Origin of the sequence: Streptomyces sp. NPDC046866 (assembly GCF_040704625.1) — a bacterium.
In the GTDB taxonomy this organism is placed as follows: domain Bacteria; phylum Actinomycetota; class Actinomycetes; order Streptomycetales; family Streptomycetaceae; genus Streptomyces.
On record NZ_JBEYXN010000028.1, the window covers coordinates 1 to 15637 of the forward strand.

15 protein-coding genes, 1 other RNA gene and 2 pseudogenes are annotated in these 15637 nt (G+C 74.5%); 12 read left to right on the forward strand and 6 right to left on the reverse strand.

Annotation, left to right across the window (positions count from 1 at the left end; all coding sequences use genetic code 11):
* A partial coding sequence (locus AB0953_RS29915; protein WP_366862696.1) for a beta-ketoacyl synthase N-terminal-like domain-containing protein occupies nt 1–1051 on the forward strand: 1051 nt, incomplete at its 5' end.
* A gap of 169 nt (nt 1052–1220) precedes the next feature.
* Nucleotides 1221–1628 (forward strand): annotated as a pseudogene (locus AB0953_RS29920) (sigma factor); the annotation flags it as partial.
* Nucleotides 1629–1680: 52 nt separating this feature from the next.
* On the opposite strand, the gene AB0953_RS29925 reads toward AB0953_RS29920, so the two are convergent.
* Complete coding sequence (locus tag AB0953_RS29925) at nt 1681–2037, reverse strand: DNA-binding response regulator (RefSeq protein WP_366862776.1); 357 nt, start codon at nt 2035–2037, stop codon at nt 1681–1683.
* Nucleotides 2038–2262: 225 nt separating this feature from the next.
* On the opposite strand from AB0953_RS29925, the gene AB0953_RS29930 reads away from it, so the two are divergent.
* The 3 genes from AB0953_RS29930 to AB0953_RS29940 are packed head-to-tail and all read left to right on the forward strand — an operon-like array spanning nt 2263 to nt 5194.
* Entirely contained in the window at nt 2263–3117 is an 855-nt protein-coding gene (locus AB0953_RS29930; RefSeq protein ID WP_366862697.1) for a MaoC/PaaZ C-terminal domain-containing protein, read from the forward strand.
* A 41-nt stretch (nt 3118–3158) separates the two neighbouring features.
* Nucleotides 3159–4238, forward strand: coding sequence for a Zn-dependent alcohol dehydrogenase (locus AB0953_RS29935; protein WP_366862698.1), 1080 nt, complete (start codon nt 3159–3161; stop codon nt 4236–4238).
* Between the two features lie 14 nt (nt 4239–4252).
* Nucleotides 4253–5194, forward strand: a complete 942-nt coding sequence (locus tag AB0953_RS29940) for a 3-oxoacyl-ACP reductase (RefSeq protein WP_366862699.1) — start codon at nt 4253–4255, stop codon at nt 5192–5194.
* A 125-nt stretch (nt 5195–5319) separates the two neighbouring features.
* On the opposite strand, the gene AB0953_RS29945 is transcribed toward AB0953_RS29940, so the two are convergent.
* Complete coding sequence (locus AB0953_RS29945; protein WP_366862700.1) at nt 5320–6399, reverse strand: hypothetical protein; 1080 nt, start codon at nt 6397–6399, stop codon at nt 5320–5322.
* A gap of 183 nt (nt 6400–6582) precedes the next feature.
* Here AB0953_RS29945 and AB0953_RS29950 point away from each other — a divergent pair, with 183 nt between their 5' ends.
* Genes AB0953_RS29950 through AB0953_RS29960 form a run of 3 tightly spaced genes read left to right on the forward strand, consistent with a single transcriptional unit; the run spans nt 6583 to nt 9475 of the window.
* The gene (locus AB0953_RS29950; RefSeq protein WP_366862701.1) at nt 6583–7440 is read left to right on the forward strand and encodes a Nif3-like dinuclear metal center hexameric protein; all 858 of its coding nucleotides are present in this window, start codon (nt 6583–6585) and stop codon (nt 7438–7440) included.
* On the forward strand, nt 7437–8180 hold the full coding sequence (locus AB0953_RS29955; protein WP_366862777.1) for a C4-type zinc ribbon domain-containing protein: 744 nt from the start codon (nt 7437–7439) through the stop codon (nt 8178–8180). The genes AB0953_RS29950 and AB0953_RS29955 overlap by 4 nt, the downstream gene beginning before the upstream one ends.
* Complete coding sequence (locus tag AB0953_RS29960; RefSeq protein WP_366862702.1) at nt 8180–9475, forward strand: bifunctional RNase H/acid phosphatase; 1296 nt, start codon at nt 8180–8182, stop codon at nt 9473–9475. Before AB0953_RS29955 ends, AB0953_RS29960 begins: the two co-directional genes overlap by 1 nt.
* A gap of 93 nt (nt 9476–9568) precedes the next feature.
* Here the strand turns inward: AB0953_RS29960 and rnpB are convergent.
* An RNA gene (gene rnpB, locus AB0953_RS29965) (RNase P RNA component class A) lies at nt 9569–9979 on the reverse strand.
* Between the two features lie 77 nt (nt 9980–10056).
* On the opposite strand from rnpB, the gene AB0953_RS29970 reads away from it, so the two are divergent.
* Nucleotides 10057–10794: a MerR family transcriptional regulator gene (locus AB0953_RS29970; RefSeq protein ID WP_366862703.1), complete on the forward strand. Its 738-nt coding sequence runs from the start codon at nt 10057–10059 to the stop codon at nt 10792–10794.
* Between the two features lie 8 nt (nt 10795–10802).
* Complete coding sequence (locus tag AB0953_RS29975) at nt 10803–11630, forward strand: hypothetical protein (RefSeq protein ID WP_366862704.1); 828 nt, start codon at nt 10803–10805, stop codon at nt 11628–11630.
* 145 nt (nt 11631–11775) lie between these two features.
* On the opposite strand, the pseudogene AB0953_RS29980 reads toward AB0953_RS29975, so the two are convergent.
* Nucleotides 11776–12291 (reverse strand): annotated as a pseudogene (locus tag AB0953_RS29980) (hypothetical protein); the annotation flags it as partial.
* A 104-nt stretch (nt 12292–12395) separates the two neighbouring features.
* Between AB0953_RS29980 and yaaA the strand changes: the two are divergent.
* Nucleotides 12396–13196, forward strand: a complete 801-nt coding sequence (gene yaaA, locus AB0953_RS29985; protein WP_366862705.1) for a peroxide stress protein YaaA — start codon at nt 12396–12398, stop codon at nt 13194–13196.
* A 321-nt stretch (nt 13197–13517) separates the two neighbouring features.
* Here yaaA and AB0953_RS29990 read toward each other — a convergent pair whose 3' ends face one another.
* Nucleotides 13518–14267 carry a bifunctional DNA primase/polymerase gene (locus AB0953_RS29990; RefSeq protein ID WP_366862706.1) on the reverse strand — a complete coding sequence of 250 codons (750 nt, stop codon included), beginning with the start codon at nt 14265–14267 and terminating at the stop codon, nt 13518–13520.
* Between the two features lie 8 nt (nt 14268–14275).
* Nucleotides 14276–14707 carry a TetR-like C-terminal domain-containing protein gene (locus AB0953_RS29995; protein WP_366862707.1) on the reverse strand — a complete coding sequence of 144 codons (432 nt, stop codon included), beginning with the start codon at nt 14705–14707 and terminating at the stop codon, nt 14276–14278.
* A gap of 94 nt (nt 14708–14801) precedes the next feature.
* Here AB0953_RS29995 and ddaH point away from each other — a divergent pair, with 94 nt between their 5' ends.
* Complete coding sequence (gene ddaH / locus AB0953_RS30000) at nt 14802–15632, forward strand: dimethylargininase (RefSeq protein ID WP_366862708.1); 831 nt, start codon at nt 14802–14804, stop codon at nt 15630–15632.
* Nucleotides 15633–15637 lie beyond the last annotated feature (5 nt).

Genomic DNA, 15637 nt, shown 5'->3' on the forward strand with positions numbered 1-15637 from the left:
CGTTCCGGCGGGGTACTGCTTCCAGGCCTCCACCGCCGGCCAGCGGGCGGCGTACGAGCTGGGGCTGACCGGCATACCCGTCTACAACGTGAACAACAACTGCGCGACCGGGTCGACGGCGCTGATGATGGCCCGGCAGCTCGTGGCGGGCGGCCTCGCCGACTGCGTACTGGCGCTGGGCTTCGAGAAGATGAAGAAGGGCGCCCTGGGCGGCGGGGCCGACGGCGGCGACTTCAAGACCTCGCCCGTGGCCCGCCACTACGGGATCATGGCCGCCCGGCACGGCTTCGAGATGTCGCCGCCGACCGCCCAGATCTTCGGCAACGCCGCCCGCGAGCACATGGAGCGGTACGGGACCACCGCGGCGCAGCTCGCGGCGGTCGGGGCGAAGAACCACCGGCATTCGGCGGACAACCCCCACGCCCAGTTCCGGGACGTGTACACGGTGGAGGAGGTCCTCGCGGCGAAGGAGATCCACCGGCCGCTGACCAAGCTGCAGTGCTCGCCCACCTCGGACGGGGCCGCGGCGGCGGTGGTGGTCTCGGAGCGGTTCCTCGTCCGGCACGGCCTGCACGCGAAGGCGGTGGAGATCGCCGCCCAGGCGATGGCCACCGACACGCAGGCCTCGTTCTCCTCCGGCTCCTGCATCGACGTGGTGGGCAAGCCGATGACCGCGGCGGCGGCCCGGCAGGTGTACGAGCGCTCCGGGCTAGGCATCGAGGACGTGGACGTGCTGGAGGTGCACGACTGCTTCTCCATCAACGAGCTGCTGACGTACGAGGCGCTCGGGATGTGCGAGGACGGGGCGTCGGGGAAGCTCGTGGAGTCGGGGGCGACGACGTACGGCGGGCGCTGGGTGGTCAATCCGTCCGGCGGGCTGATCTCCAAGGGGCACCCGCTCGGTGCGACTGGCCTGGCGCAGGCGGCCGAGCTGGTCTGGCAGCTGCGGGGAGAGGCCGGGGCCCGGCAGGTGGCGGGGGCGCGGGTCGGCCTGGCCCACAACATCGGGCTGGGCGGGGCCGCCGTGGTGACCGTGCTGCGGCGGCCGTAGGCCTCGTCCGGGTTTCCGGTCCGCGCGGCCCGCTCCCGGCTTCGGCCGGGGGCGGGCCGCGCGGCGTGGGGCGTTCGGGTGTGGGGCCGTTCGGCCTGGGGTGTTCGGTGTTCGGTGTTCGTGGCGGGGCAACGGTTCGGGAGGCTCGTGGACTCCGAAGAGGTAGGAGGTGTGTGATGGGGGACCGAAGCAGGCCCTGGACGAGGAGTTCCAGGGCTTCACGACCAGCAGGTGGCCGCGGCTGATGCGGACGGCGTATCTGCTGACGGGCGAGCCGTACGCGGCGGAGGACCTGCTCCAGGCGTCGCTGGAGAAGGTGTACGCGTCCTGGCGGAAGGTGAGCCAGGCGGATGATCCGGATGCGTACGTGCGGCGGGTGCTGGCCAATACCTATGCCCGGCGGTTCCGCCGGCGCCTCAAGGAGGATCTGGCGCCCCCGGGCGTGGACGGGCCGTCGGCCCCGTTGGCCGACCGGCCGGAGAAGGGCGACCGGATCGCCCAGGCGGATGACCGCGCGGCCCTGATGCGCGGACTGGCGGCGCTGCCGCTGCGGCAGCGGCAGGCGGTGGTGCTGCGGTGTCAGCGCAAGTGGGTGACGTCCCCGTTTTGAGGGCGCCGCCCGGGCCGGGTTACGGGCGGAGCACCGGGTCGATGACGGTCTCGCCCATGGAGGCGTCGCGCAGGGAGCGGGCCAGGTCCTCGACCGGGACGTCGCGCAGGACCAGGCCCGCCGCGCCGGCGGCGAGAGCGGCCTGGAGCAGGCCGGGGTGGGCCGAGCCCGTCATCACCAGGGCCCGGCAGTCGGGATCCTCCGCGAGCAGCGCGGCCGCGGCTTCCACGGAGTCGGCCAGGGCGACCTGGGGCCGGGAGTACAGGGAGTGGACGACCTCGATGTCGGGCTGGAGGCCGAGCAGGACGGCGAGGGCCGGGTCGGGCGGGCTGATGAGGACCCGGAGGGACTTGGCGGGAGGGTGGTCCCGGGGCATTTCGTCCACCCCGCCAGGGTAGGGGCGGCGGGTCCCGGCCACCACTTCTGACACGACGTCAGGAGTCTTCACAACTCCACAGGGGTGCGTTATACATTTCCCTCACCGGAACAGATAGAACGCGTTCTAGAACGCGTGGAGCCGGTCCGCATACGACCCCGGTGCGGCCGACGGTGCGGACGGCCGCGCCGGGGTCTTCCAAAAGGAACAAGGAGCAGCATCTTCATGCCGATCGATGCCGCCAAGGCCCTGGCCGCCGAACCCCGCCGCAGCGAGATCGCGTGGGACCACAAGGACATCCAGCTCTACCACCTGGGACTGGGGGCCGGACGCCCCGCCACCGACCCGGACGAACTGCGCTACACCCTCGAATCCAAGCTGCACGTCCTGCCCAGCTTCGCGACCGTCGCCGGCGCCGGGATGGCCATGCTGGGCGGACTCGGGGCGCCGGGGATCGAGGTCAACCTGGCCGCCGTGCTGCACGGCGGGCACTCCATCGAGCTGCACCGCCCCATCCCGGTGAAGGGCAGCGCCACCTCCCGCTCCAAGGTCGCCGCCGTCTACGACAAGGGCAAGGCCGCCGTCATCGTGCTGCGCTCCGAGGTCGCCGACGCCGAGGGGCCGCTGTGGACCTCCGACGCGCAGATCTTCGTCCGCGGCGAGGGCGGCTTCGGCGGGGAGCGCGGGCCGTCGGAGCGGATGGAGCTGCCCGGGCGGGAGCCCGACCGGACCGAGGAGCGGCTGATCAGGGAAGAGCAGGCGCTGCTGTACCGGCTCTCGGGCGACTGGAACCCCCTGCACGCGGACCCCGAGTTCGCCAAGCTAGCCGGCTTCGACCGGCCGATCCTGCACGGCCTGTGCTCGTACGGGATGACCCTCAAGACCGTCGTCGACACCCTGCTCGGCGGGGACGTGTCCCGGGTCCGCTCCTACCGCACGCGCTTCGCCGGGATCGTCTTCCCCGGGGAGACGCTGCGGATCCGGATGTGGCAGGAGCCCGGCCGCGTCCAGGTCGCGGTGAGCGCGGTCGAACGGGACGACGCGCCGGTCCTCGCCGACACCGTCGTCGAGCACGCGTAAGGACAGGACACCCCAGCCCCACCGACCCCAGGAGCCGCACCGTGCGCGCAGCGCTGCAGAGCGAGATAGGCCAGGACAAGCTCGAGGTCGTCGACGACATGGAGGCCGCGGGCTTCGGTCCCGGCAAGGTCCGGATCCGCATCAAGGCCACCGGCCTGTGCCACTCCGACCTCTCCGCGATGAGCGGCGTGCTGCCGCAGCCCGCGCCCTTCATCCCCGGCCACGAGGGCGCGGGCGAGGTGGTCGACGTCGGCGACGGGGTGACCGGCCATGCGATCGGCGACCGCGTCCTGGTCTGCTGGCTGCCGCCGTGCGGACACTGCCCGGCCTGCAAGCGGGGCCAGGGCCACCTGTGCCTGGAGTCGTTCGGCAACGTCGCCGTCCCGAACTTCCGGCGCGCGGGAGGCGGGGAGGTCTTCGGCTTCGCCGGCACCGGCACCTTCGCCGAGGAGATGGTCGTGCCCGCCGCGTGCGCCGTGAAGATCCCGGACGACCTGCCGTACGACATCGCCGCGCTCATCGGCTGCGGGGTCACCACCGGGCTCGGTGCGGCCATCAACACCGCGAAGGTGGAGGCCGGCTCCTCGGTTGCGGTCATCGGCTGCGGCGGTGTCGGCATCTCCGTCGTGCAGGGCGCCAAGGTGCAGGGCGCGGCGCAGATCGTCGCCGTGGACCCCGTGGCCTCGCGGCGCGAGGCGGCCCTGCGGTTCGGGGCGACGGAGGCGGTCGCGCCGGAGGAGCTCGGTGACGCCAAGAACCGGATCACCGCGGGCGAGGGCTTCGACTACGTCTTCGAGGTCGTCGGCAAGTCCGCCACCACGAAGACCGCGTACGACGCCACCCGGCGCGGCGGCTCGGTCGTCGTGGTCGGGGCCGGCGCCCTCGACGACGCCTACTCGGTCAACATGTTCTCCCTGTTCTTCGACGAGAAGAAGATCCTCCCGTCGATGTACGGGGGCGGCGACGTCCTGCGGTCCTACGAGCGCACCATCGCGCTGTGGCGGGCCGGCCGCGTGGACCTGGCGGGCCTGATCACCCACCGGGTCAGGCTCGGTGAGATCAACGACGCCCTGGACCAGATGCGCACGGGCGTGGCCCTGCGCACCTGCATCGAGATCTGAGAGGAACCGCGCACATGTCGCTACCGCTTGAGGGACTGTCCGCCGTCGTCACCGGCGCCGGCCGCGGCCTCGGCCGGGCCGAGGCGGTCGAGCTGGCCCGGCTCGGCGCGAGCGTGGTCGTCAACGACTTCGGCCAGCCCGGCCGCGACGGCTCCGGGGAGGCCTCGGCCGCCCCCGCCGAGGAGGTCGCCGCGCAGATCCGTGCGGCGGGCGGCCGGGCAGTGGCCCACCTCGGGGACGTGGCCGACTTCGAGCAGGCGCGCGAGCTGGTCGAGCTGGCGGTGGACCGGTTCGGCAAGCTCGACATCCTGGTCAACAACGCGGGCATCCTGCGCGACCGGATGGTGTTCTCGATGTCCGAGGAGGAATGGGACTCGGTGATCCGGGTCCACCTCAAGGGCCACTTCAACACCACGCACTTCGCCTCCGCGCACTGGCGCGAGCGCTCGAAGGCGGCGGGCGGGCCGGTCTACGGCCGGATCGTCAACACTTCCTCCGAGGCCTTCCTCGCGGGCTCGGCCGGCCAGCCGAACTACGCGGCGGCCAAGGGCGGCATCGTGGGCCTGACGACCTCGACCGCGCTGGCCCTCGCCAAGTACGGGGTGACGGCCAACGCCATATGCCCGCGGGCCCGCACCCGGATGACGGAGGACGTCTTCGCCGGGTTCCAGGTGCCGGAGGAGGGCAAGCTCGACCCGCTGGCCTGCGAGCACGTTGCGCCGCTGGTCGGCTGGCTGGCCTCGCCGGCCTCGGCGCGGGCCAACGGCCAGCTGTTCGTCGTGCACGGCGGAATCGTGGTGGTGATGGACCGGCCGAAGGTGGCGGCGAAGTTCGACACCGCCAAGGAGGCCTTCTCCTACGAGGAACTGGACGGGCTCCTCGCCCCGCACTACGCCTCCCGCCCGGCGAACGAGACGTTCGCCGCGGCGGAGGTCCTCGGGCTCAAGCACGACTAGGTGTATTGACCCGCAGCGTTGACAACGCTGCGGGTCAATACACCTAGCCGCCGCGGCGGGCGGCCCCGCGGCTCTCCCGCACCCGCGGCCCTGGAGGCGGCGCGCGCAGGGCCGCGGGGTCGGTCTCAGCCGCACCCGGCCCGGTGGAGCGGGGCCTGCTGGAGGGGAACCGGCCGGGGCGCGGAGGCCGGCGGGTCGACGCGGACCGGGGGCGGCGGGGCCGCCGGCATGGTCAGGGCGGCGATCCCGCAGGGCGTCTCGGGGGTGGAGTAGGGCAGCCGCAGCCGGCCCTGTGCGCTCCACAGCCCGGTGCCGTGCCAGCCGGCGGGCGCGCCGAGGCGGAACACGTGCCGGTCGGCGGGGCGCCACAGCCCGATGCCGCCGTCCTCCAGCCGGAGCGCGACCGCACAGCTCTCCGGCATCAGGGCCTGGCCCGGCTGGACGGCGAACGGGACGGCGGCCTCGCCGCGCAGGCACTCCGGGAAGCGGACCGGCCGGGTGCTGCCCAGCACCCCCCAGCCCAGGCGCGGCTCTCCCGGGGCGTCCGAGCGGATCAGCAGCAGCCCGCTGTCGCGGTCGGCCAGCAGCAGCCGGTCGTCGCTGCCGTCCGTGATCTGAAGCAGCGGCGAGACCTCGCCGCCGCGGCCGAGGTCCACCGCTACCGCCTTGACCGTGCCCTCCAGCTCCCGGTCCAGGGCCAGCATCCGACCTCCGCGGTCCAGCCAGACCCCGCCGGAGCAGCGGCCCGGGATGCGGGCCACCTGTGCGAAGGGACCGCCGGCCACCTGCCAGACGGTGGTCTCGGCGTCGCCGGCGGCCAGGGCGAAGGCGCCGTACCCTTCCGGCGACGGGGGCAGCAGGGACACCCGTACGCCCTCGCCGTCCGGCTCCACCGAGCCGAGCGGGAGCTCGCCGGTGCGCGGGCCGGCCGCGGCGCCGCCGGTCGGGTACAGCAGCGCGAAGGCGTGCCGCTCCGCGACCCGCCGGTGGATCAGGACCCGCCCGTCGGCCAGGGCCAGCACCTCGCTGTCGGCCTCCTCGGGCTGAGCCAGCGGCAGCGGCACCGCGTACGGCTCCGGGCCGGCCAGTGTCCAGCGCTCCGGGTACCGCGCCTCGCCGTTCCCGGCGAGGCGGGCGGCGTACGAGCCGTCCGCGGCGATGGTGAACGGGGCAGCCGTCGTGATCTCGATGGCACAGACAGTCATCCGTGCGTCACCTCCGGTGAGGAAGCTAGTTTTCGCACTTCCTGCCGAACAACACCACCCCCGCCGCTTCACACATACGGGTGGCCGCCCGGCGGTTCGCCTGTGAGGGAGGGGACGGTTGTGCTGCGCGGTACCGGGCGTGCGCGGACCCTCGCGCTCCCGTACGGACGGTAGCCTTGGCCTGTGCCACGTCTCTCTGAAGTCATCGCCGCGCTGGACGCTCTCTGGCCCCCCTCGCGGGCCGAGGAGTGGGACGCGGTCGGAACCGTCTGCGGCGACCCCGAGGCCGAGGTCTCCCGGGTCCTGTTCGCGGTCGACCCCGTACAGGAGGTCGCCGACGAGGCCGTGAAGCTGGGCGCCGACCTGCTCGTCACCCACCACCCCCTCTACCTGCGGGGCACCACCACCGTCTCGGCCGGCACCTTCAAGGGCCGCGTCGTGCACACGCTGATCAAGAACGACATCGCGCTGCACGTCGCCCACACCAACGCCGACACCGCCGACCCCGGCGTCTCCGACGCCCTCGCCGGCGCCCTCGACCTGCGCATCACGGGCCCGCTCGTGCCGGACCCGACCGACCCCGAGGGCCGCCGCGGCCTCGGCCGGATCTGCGAGCTCGACCACCCCGAGACGCTGCGCGAGTTCGCCGCCCGCGCCGCCGCCCGGCTGCCGCGCACCGCGCAGGGCATCCGCGTCGCCGGCGACCCCGAGCGGACCGTCCGCACCGTCGCCGTCAGCGGCGGCTCCGGCGACAGCCTCTTCGCGCAGGTCAGGGCCTCGGGCGTGGACGCCTTCCTGACCGCCGACCTGCGCCACCACCCGGTGTCCGAGGCCCGCGAGCAGAGCTCGCTCGCCCTCGTCGACGCCGCCCACTGGGCCACCGAGTGGCCCTGGTGCGAGCAGGCCGCGGCCCAGCTCGACGCCGTATCCGAGCGCCACGGCTGGGGTCTGCGCACCCATGTCTCGCGCACGGTCACCGACCCCTGGACGGTGCACGCGCCGTCCGCCACCGCCCCTTCTACCTCTGGAGCCCCCAACTGAACGCCGAGCCCGCCGACCAGATCCGACTCCTCGACGTCCAGGCCCTGGACGTGCGGCTGTCCCAGCTCGCCCACAAGCGCTCGTCGCTGCCCGAGCACGCCGAGGTCGACTCCCTGACCAAGGACCTGAGTCAGCAGCGCGACCTGCTCGTGGCGGCCCAGACGCAGGCGAGCGACGCCGCCCGTGAGCAGACCAAGGCGGAGCAGGACGTCGACCAGGTCCGCCAGCGCGCGGCCCGCGACCAGCAGCGCCTGGACTCCGGCGTCGGCATCTCCGCCCGCGACCTGGCCAACCTGCAGAGCGAGGTCGTCTCCCTCGCCAAGCGCCAGGCCGACCTGGAGGACGTCGTCCTCGAGGTGATGGAGCGTCTGGAGGCCGCGCAGGCGCGGGTCACCGAGATCACCGAGCGCGTCTCGGCGCTGGAGGCCAAGCTGGCCGACGCCACCGCCCGCCGCGACGCGGCCGCCGGCGAGCTCGACGCCGAGACGGCCAGGGTCACCAAGGACCGCGAGGTCATCGTCGCCTCCATGCCGGCCGACCTGATGGCGCTGTACGAGAAGATCCGCCTGAAGCAGGGCGGCGTCGGCGCGGCCCGCCTGTACCAGCGCCGCTGCGAGGGCTGCCGCCTGGAGCTCGACATGGCGGAGGTCAACGAGATCAAGGCCGCGGCCGCCGACCAGGTGGTCCGCCACGACAACTGCGGCCGGATCCTGGTCCGTACGGCGGAGTCGGGCATCTGATGCGTCTGGTGGTCGAGGCGGACGGGGGCTCCCGGGGCAACCCGGGGCCCGCGGGCTACGGCGCGGTCGTCCTCGACCCGGTGACGGGGGAGACCCTGGCGGAGCGCGCCGAGTACATCGGCGTCGCGACGAACAACGTGGCCGAGTACAAGGGCCTGATCGCGGGCCTGAAGGCGGCCCGCGAGCTGTCGCCCGACGCGGTGGTCGAGGTCCGCATGGACTCCAAGCTCGTCGTGGAGCAGATGTCGGGCCGCTGGAAGATCAAGCACCCGGACATGAAGCCGCTCGCCGCGGAGGCGGCGACGGTCCTGCCCCGCTCGCAGGTGACGTACGCGTGGATCCCGCGCGAGCAGAACCGGCACGCGGACCGGCTCGCCAACGAGGCGATGGACGCCGGACGGCAGGGCCGGCAGTGGGAGCCCTCCGCCTCCACGGCCGCGCTGGACACCTCGGCGGCACGCGCCCTCGCGACCCCGCCGCCGCCCGGCACCCCCGGCGACGCCGCGGCCGGGGCGGCAGCGGTCCGCGCGGCGCTGGCCGCGACGGCGTCCGTACCGGCACAGGCCGAGGCCGCGACCCCCGAGGCCGGCCAGGGCCAGAGCCAGAGCCAGAGCCAGAGCCAGAGCCAGGGCCAGGGCCAAGGGAAGGGCCAGGGCTGGGGCCCCGACATGGGCCCCCCGGCCACCTTCGTCCTCCTGCGCCACGGCGAGACGGCCCTCACCCCGCAGAAGCGGTTCTCCGGCAGCGGCGGCAGCGACCCCGAACTCTCCCCGGCGGGACGCCGCCAGGCCTTCGCGGTCGCCGAGACCCTGGCCGCCCGCGGCACCATCCAGACCGTCATCAGCTCCCCCCTGCGGCGCTGCCGCGAGACCGCGCAGGCCGTGGCGGACCGCCTCGGCCTGGAGGTGACGGTCGAACAGGGCCTGCGCGAGGTCGACTTCGGCGCCTGGGAGGGCCTGACCTTCGCCGAGGTGCGGGAGCGCTTCCCCGCCGACCTCCAGGCGTGGCTCGACTCCCCGAAGGCGGCCCCCACGGGCGGCGGCGAGAGCTTCGCCGCGGCCACCCGCCGGATCTCCGCGACCCGGGACCGGCTCCTGGCCGCCCACGCGGGCCGCACGGTCCTGCTGGTCACCCACGTGACCCCGGTCAAGATCCTCGTACGCCTGGCCCTGGGCGCCCCGCCGGAATCCCTGTTCCGCATGGAGCTCTCCGCGGCCTCCCTGTCGGCGGTGGCGTACTACGCCGACGGCAACGCCTCCCTCCGCCTCCTGAACGACACGTCCCACCTGCGCTGACCCCGCGCAGCGCGGGAGGGCGCGGGCGCTGCGGGACGCTCGGGCGGCCCGGCGTGCCGGAGCGGCGCCGGAAAGGGGGAAGTGGGGAAGGGGCAGACGAGCCGGCCTGTACGCCGGGTTCTGTCACCCGGGGACCTCGCGGTCCCCGGGGAGACGGCCATCCATCTAGGGCCGACGTTGCCGCCGGCCTCGTGCGGTCTACCCGCGAACTCGGGCGGGCAGCCCTCGAACGTTCGCGCAGGGCCGGGCCGTCCGAAGACTGCCGACCCCTTTTGACCTTGCTCCGAGTGGGGTTTACCTAGCCGCCTGGGTCACCCCAGGCGCTGGTGGTCTCTTACACCACCGTTTCACCCTTACCGGGGGCCGAAGCCTCCGGCGGTCTGTTTTCTGTGGCACTGTCCCGCGGGTCACCCCGGGTGGGCGTTACCCACCACCCTGCCCTGTGGAGCCCGGACGTTCCTCGGCGGGATCCGGGGATCCCGACGCGGCCGTCCGGCCGACTCGTCTGCCGTGCCGACCATGGTACCGGCTGCGCCCGAGCCGCTTGACCTTGCCGCAGCGGCAGGGTTTCTACTGGCGGCATGCGGATCGGAGAAATCGCCGCCGTCGTCGGGGTCACCACCCGGGCGATCCGGCACTACCACCACGTCGGGCTGCTCCCGGAGCCGGAGCGGCGCCCCAACGGCTACCGGACGTATGGCGTCCGCGACGCCGTGCTGCTGGCGCGGGTCCGCCGGCTCACCGAGCTCGGGCTCGGCCTCGAAGAGGTGCGCGACGTCCTCGCCGACGACGCCGGACGCGACCTCGCCGAGGTGCTGGAGGAGCTCGACGCCGATCTGGCCCGGCAGGAGGAAGCCCTCCGGGAGCGCAGGCGGCGGCTCGCGGCGCTGCGCGGCTCACCGCCCGGCGCGCAGGGCCCCGTCTCGCCGGCGCTCGCCGCGCTGCTCGCCGAGGCGCCGGACAGCGGATCGCCCAGCGCCGCGCTCGACCGGGAACACCTGGCCCTGCTCGACACGGCCGACGCGGGCGGCCCCGAGCTGTACGCCGCGCTCGGCCCGCTGGTCGCCGACCCGGCCGTGCTCGCGCTGTACGAACGGCTCGACGCGCTGGCCGACGCCCCCGTCGACGATCCCCGCATCCCGGCCCTGGCCGAAGCACTGGTGGCGGCCGTCCCGGACGCGGTGTTCGACGCCGTGGCCGGCACGGCAGAGGTGGCCGCCCCCGGCTTCGCCCGGGCGCTGCTCGCCGAGTACGCGCCCGCCCAGGCGGAGGTCGTACGGCGCGTGATGGAGGCCTTCGCGCAGCGGGCGCGGCGGTGAGCCGCGGGGTGAGGGGCGCGCGGATCGCGGCCGCGGCCGCGGTTCCCGCCGAGGCCGTCCTCGGGTGCGCCCTCGCCGCCGGGGTCCGGCCGCCCGGATGGGTACTCGCCGGCACCGAGGCGGTCCTGGCCGGCGTGCTGCTGCTGGAGGCGTGGGTGCTCGGGTCGCTGTACGCCGCCGGGCGGGCCCGCGGCGCGCCGCCCGGGGAGGCCTGGCGCGGCGCGGTGCGCGCGGTGGTGCCCCGGGCGGTGCGCCGGCTGGTGCTGCACGAGCTGCGGGCCACCGCCTCCCTGGGCCGGTGGGTGCTGCGCCGGCCGCCGCACGGGGTGGGCGCGGGCGACCGCGCCGCCCGGTACATCGGACCCCAGACCGCCCTCCTGTACGGGCTGCTGTCCGTGTCCCTGGTCGAGACCGCCGCCCTCGGCTTCCTGATCCCGTGGCCGGGTGTGCACCGGGTGGTGCTCGCCCTCGACGCGTACGGCGTGCTGCTCGTGCTCGCCCTGCACGCCGCCTGCGTGACCCGGCCGCACGTCCTGCACCGGGACGGCTCGCTGCGGCTGCGCTACGGGGCGCTGTTCGACCTGACCGTCCCGCCGGACGCGGTGGCCTCGGCCCGTGTGGAGCGCCGCTACCCGCAGGGCCGGCTCGTCACGCTCTCCGAGGCCGGGGTGCTCGACCTGATCGTCGGCAGCCAGACCACCGTGACGCTGGAGCTGACCCGCCCCCTCCCGTTCACCCGGCCCCTCGGCGCCCGGGCCGAGGCCCGCACCATCCGCTTCCACGCGGACGACCCGCGCGCCGTGGTGGCCGCGCTGCGGCGACCCGCACCCCCGTGACGGGGCCCCGCGCCGAACCGCCCACCGAGCCCGTGCCGTCGGCGAGGTGCGGCCGCAGCGCCGGAGCAGGTGCCCCGCCGCCGGGGCGGCCCACCGGCTGCGCGACGCATTCGGCCGTGCCGACGCGCTCGGGCCGGGGCGAACGGTACGGGGCCGCCACCGCGGCGTGCAGGACCGGATCCGGGGCACGCCCGCCCGTGAAGACGGTGTACCCGGCGCCGCGCGGCAGGGCCGTGCACTCCTGGAGGAACGAGGCATGGGCCGGCCGGGGCCGGTCCCAGGGTGTACGAGCCGTTCTGCGCGACGATCTCCTGCTCGGGCACGTTCGGCGAGATGCCGCCGCGCTCCCGCTCCAGCCGCTCGCGCAGGGCGCCGACGACGCGGCGACGTCCGCGAGGGCGTGGTAGGTACCCGCAGGCCGTGCGCCTGCTCAGGTGCACGGCCTGGTCCACGTCCCGGGAGCCGAGCGGGTGGATCGTGAACAGCGGGAGGTCGGTCGCGTCGAGCCCCGGAAGGCGGGGGCTGCGTGCGGCCTCCTCGGCCTCGGCAGGACCGCGGCCGGGAACTGGCCCGGCACCCCCAGCTGCGTACGCAGGTCGCGCAGCGCGGCCCGCAGGGCAGCCCCGTCTGCGCCGGTCATGTGCAGATGACGGCGTGGCATGGATTTCGAGCCCAGGGCGGGCGGGCGGTCACGGCGCGGCGGGCCGTCTACCCTGGCTCGGGGGCCGCACCCCCTGCGCCGTGTCGTACCGAAGGAGAACCACCGTGCTCGTGCTGCTGCCGCCCTCCGAGGGAAAGGCCGCCGGCGGCTCCGGCGCACCCCTGGAGCCGGAGACGCTGTCGCTGCCGGGGCTCGCCGGGGCGCGGGCGGCCGTGCTGGAGGAGCTGGTCGAGCTCTGCGCGGGAGACGAGCTCAAGGCGCGCGAGGTGCTCGGGCTGAGCGAGGGGCTGCGCGGGGAGGTCGCCAAGAACGCCGGCCTGCGGACGGCTGCCGCCCGGCCCGCCGGGGAGATCTACACGGGCGTGCTGTACGACGCCCTCGGACTGGGGGAGCTTCCCGCGCCGGCCAGGGCCCTCGCGGAGCGGTCGCTGCTGGTCTTCTCCGGGCTGTGGGGCGCGGTCCGGGTGACGGACCGGATCCCCTCCTACCGGTGCTCGATGGGCGTCAAGCTGCCGGGGCTGGGGGCGCTGGGCGCGTACTGGCGGGGGCCGATGGCCGAGGTGATGCCGGAGGCGGCCGGTGACGGGCTGGTGCTGGACCTCCGGTCGGCGGCGTACGGGGCCGCCTGGAAGCCGAAGGGGGAGGTGGCGGGCAGGACGGCCACCGTGCGGGTGCTGCACGCGCAGGTGGTCGACGGGGTGGAGAAGCGGTCCGTGGTGAGCCACTTCAACAAGGCGACGAAGGGGCGGCTGGTGCGGGACCTGCTGGTGGCCGGGGTGCGGCCGGAGGGGCCGGCGGAGCTGGTGGAGGCCCTGCGGGACCTGGGCTACACGGTGGAGGGGGAGGCGCCGGCCAAGGCCGCGAAGCCGTGGTCCCTGGACGTGGTGGTCACCCACATCCACTGATCGCACCCGGGGCCGGCCGGGCGGGGCCGGTTCCGCTGCCGCTGCCGGTGCCGTGCCGGTGGGTGCGGGGTGCGCGTCGATCCGCTGCGCGGAGCCGTTCCCCCACCCCGCCCCTTCCCGAAACCGGGGGCTCCGCCCCCGGACCCCCGCGCCTCAAACGCCGGCGGGGCTGGATTTGCCGCGCAGCGGCACAATCCAGCCCGCGCGGCCTTTGAGCGCACCGGGCGCGAAGCGCCCGGAACGGGGTCCGGGGCGTTGCCCCGGCTCCGCGCAGCGGTGGCCCGCTGCCGGGCGGGCAAGGGCAGGGTCGGGCGGGGCGGGTCAGCGTCCCAGGGGCCAGGCGACTGAGGACGGGGTCTGGGGAGCGGCGTCGGCGTAGGCGGCGCAGGCGTCCGTCAGGGGTTCCAGGAGGGTCAGCGGATCCGGGAGCGGGTGTTCCATGCCGCGGATCCAGGTGACCGCGTGGTCACCCGGGAGGGCCGCCGGCGGCACCAGGACGTAGCTGCCCCGGCAGTGCCACCGCAGCCCCGGATGCTCGTCCATCGTCTCCGGATGGCAGTCCAGCTCGCACGGCCACCACTCGTCCTCGTCCTCGGGCGTGCCCCGCGTCGCCGTGAAGAAGAGCATGCGCGCCTGGTCGCCGGCACCGCCCGACTCGGCGACGGGCCCGACCTCGACGCCGGCCGCCAGCAGCCGCTCCAGGGCGCGCACCCCGGCCTCGTACGGAACGTCGAGCACGTCGTGGACCATGCCGGTCGCGGTGACGAAGTTGGCCTGGGGCTGGTTGCGGGCCCAGCGCTCGATCTGCGCGCGGTCGGTGGTCGACTGCGTCTGCCAGGCGAAGGAGAGCGGGTGCCGCGCGGGGGTGGGACAGCCGATGCGGTCGCACGAACAGCGGTAGCCGGCGGGATGGGCGGCGGGGGCGAGCGGGAGGCCCGCGGCGACGACGGACAGCAGGAGGGTCTCGCGTACCCGTCCGGGGTCCTCGGGCGAGGGTTTCGACCGGCGGCGCAGCCACTGCGAAATCCTGCTCTGCTCGCCGCGTTTGACGCGGCCGGACTCAGACCCCATCTATCCCCTCACAACGACCTCGGCCCCGGCAGACCCTCACATCGTCCCACCATCCTGCGGCCCGGGTGACCGCTCTCCCCCACCGGGGGGTGGGGCTGACATGCGTGCGAGGACCGTTGCGCCGCCGGGAAATTCGCCATGAAGTGGCTTAAACCAGGGCATTGCGCGGCCGAGTTGGCGCCTTGTCGGGCTTCGGTGACCTTCGCCACCTCCTGTCCCGCCCCGCCTCCGCCGTCAGCCCCGGCCCCCGCCGGCACCCGGTCCACCAGCGCGTCCGCGTACGCGTGCGTCGGCGGGGCCGTCCGCATCGGCCAGCGGTACGTGAGCGGCCCGACCGGCATCTCCACGGCCGGCCGGAGGTCCGCCCCGGGCGGGAGCTGCCCGGCCTCCCTCCGCGGCCGCGTCCCCGGTTCCTCTTGGTCATCCGGACAAATCGCCACTCGACACGTCTTGTCTTTGAGTCATTCCGTAAACCACCCGGTCAGTTCACTGCGCGGTCCCCCGCGAGGAGAGACGATTCTCTCCACATGTCACGTGAGTCGTGAGGAGCCTTCTTTGCGCAGAGACGCCACACCCCGGCGCTACTTGATGTGCCCACCGGCACACTTCAAGGTCACGTACTCCATCAACCCGTGGATGGACCCCACGAAACCGGTGGACCTGCCCCTCGCACACGCCCAGTGGGAAGACCTCCGGGACCGCTACCGCTCCCTCGGCCACACCGTCGAGACGCTCGTACCGGACCCGGGGCTGCCGGACATGGTCTTCGCGGCCAACGGCGCCCTCGTGATCGACGGCCGGGTGCTCGGCGCCCGGTTCGCCTACCCGGAGCGGGCCGCCGAGGCGGAGATCCACCTCGAGTGGTTCCGCTCCCACGGCTTTCGCGACGTCCACGAGCCGTCCCATGTCAACGAGGGCGAGGGCGACTTCGCCGTCACGGCCAGCTGGATCCTGGCCGGCCGGGGCTTCCGCTCCAGCCCCCTCTCGCACGACGAGGCCCAGGAGTTCTTCGGCCGCCCGGTCATCGGCCTGGACCTGGTGGACCCGCGGTACTACCACCTGGACACCGCGCTGTGCGTCCTCGACGGCGACGAGGTCATGTACTACCCGCCCGCGTTCTCGCCGGGCAGCCGGGCCGTGCTGCGCCGGCTGTTCCCCGACGCGCTGATCGCCGGCGACGAGGACGCGGCGGCCCTCGGCCTGAACGCGGTCAGCGACGGCCGGCACGTCCTGCTCCCGCAGGCCGCGACCGGGCTGTTCGCCCCGCTGCGCGAGCGGGGCTTCGAGCCGATCCCGATGGACCTGGGCGAGCTGCTCAAGGGCGGCGGCAGCGTGAAGTGCTGTACCCAGGAGCTGCGGATGTAGCGCCG

Bases quoted from the DNA above. Each gene is read 5' to 3' on its own strand.
- AB0953_RS29925 (WP_366862776.1), bottom strand. From the start codon at position 2,037: ATGCCCCGGGACCACCCTCCCGCCAAGTCCCTCCGGGTCCTCATCAGC.
- AB0953_RS29930 (WP_366862697.1), top strand. From the start codon at position 2,263: ATGCCGATCGATGCCGCCAAGGCCCTGGCCGCCGAACCCCGCCGCAGC.
- AB0953_RS29940 (WP_366862699.1), top strand. From the start codon at position 4,253: ATGTCGCTACCGCTTGAGGGACTGTCCGCCGTCGTCACCGGCGCCGGC.
- AB0953_RS29945 (WP_366862700.1), bottom strand. From the start codon at position 6,399: ATGACTGTCTGTGCCATCGAGATCACGACGGCTGCCCCGTTCACCATC.
- AB0953_RS29960 (WP_366862702.1), top strand. From the start codon at position 8,180: ATGCGTCTGGTGGTCGAGGCGGACGGGGGCTCCCGGGGCAACCCGGGG.
- AB0953_RS29970 (WP_366862703.1), top strand. From the start codon at position 10,057: ATGCGGATCGGAGAAATCGCCGCCGTCGTCGGGGTCACCACCCGGGCG.
- AB0953_RS29990 (WP_366862706.1), bottom strand. From the start codon at position 14,267: ATGGGGTCTGAGTCCGGCCGCGTCAAACGCGGCGAGCAGAGCAGGATT.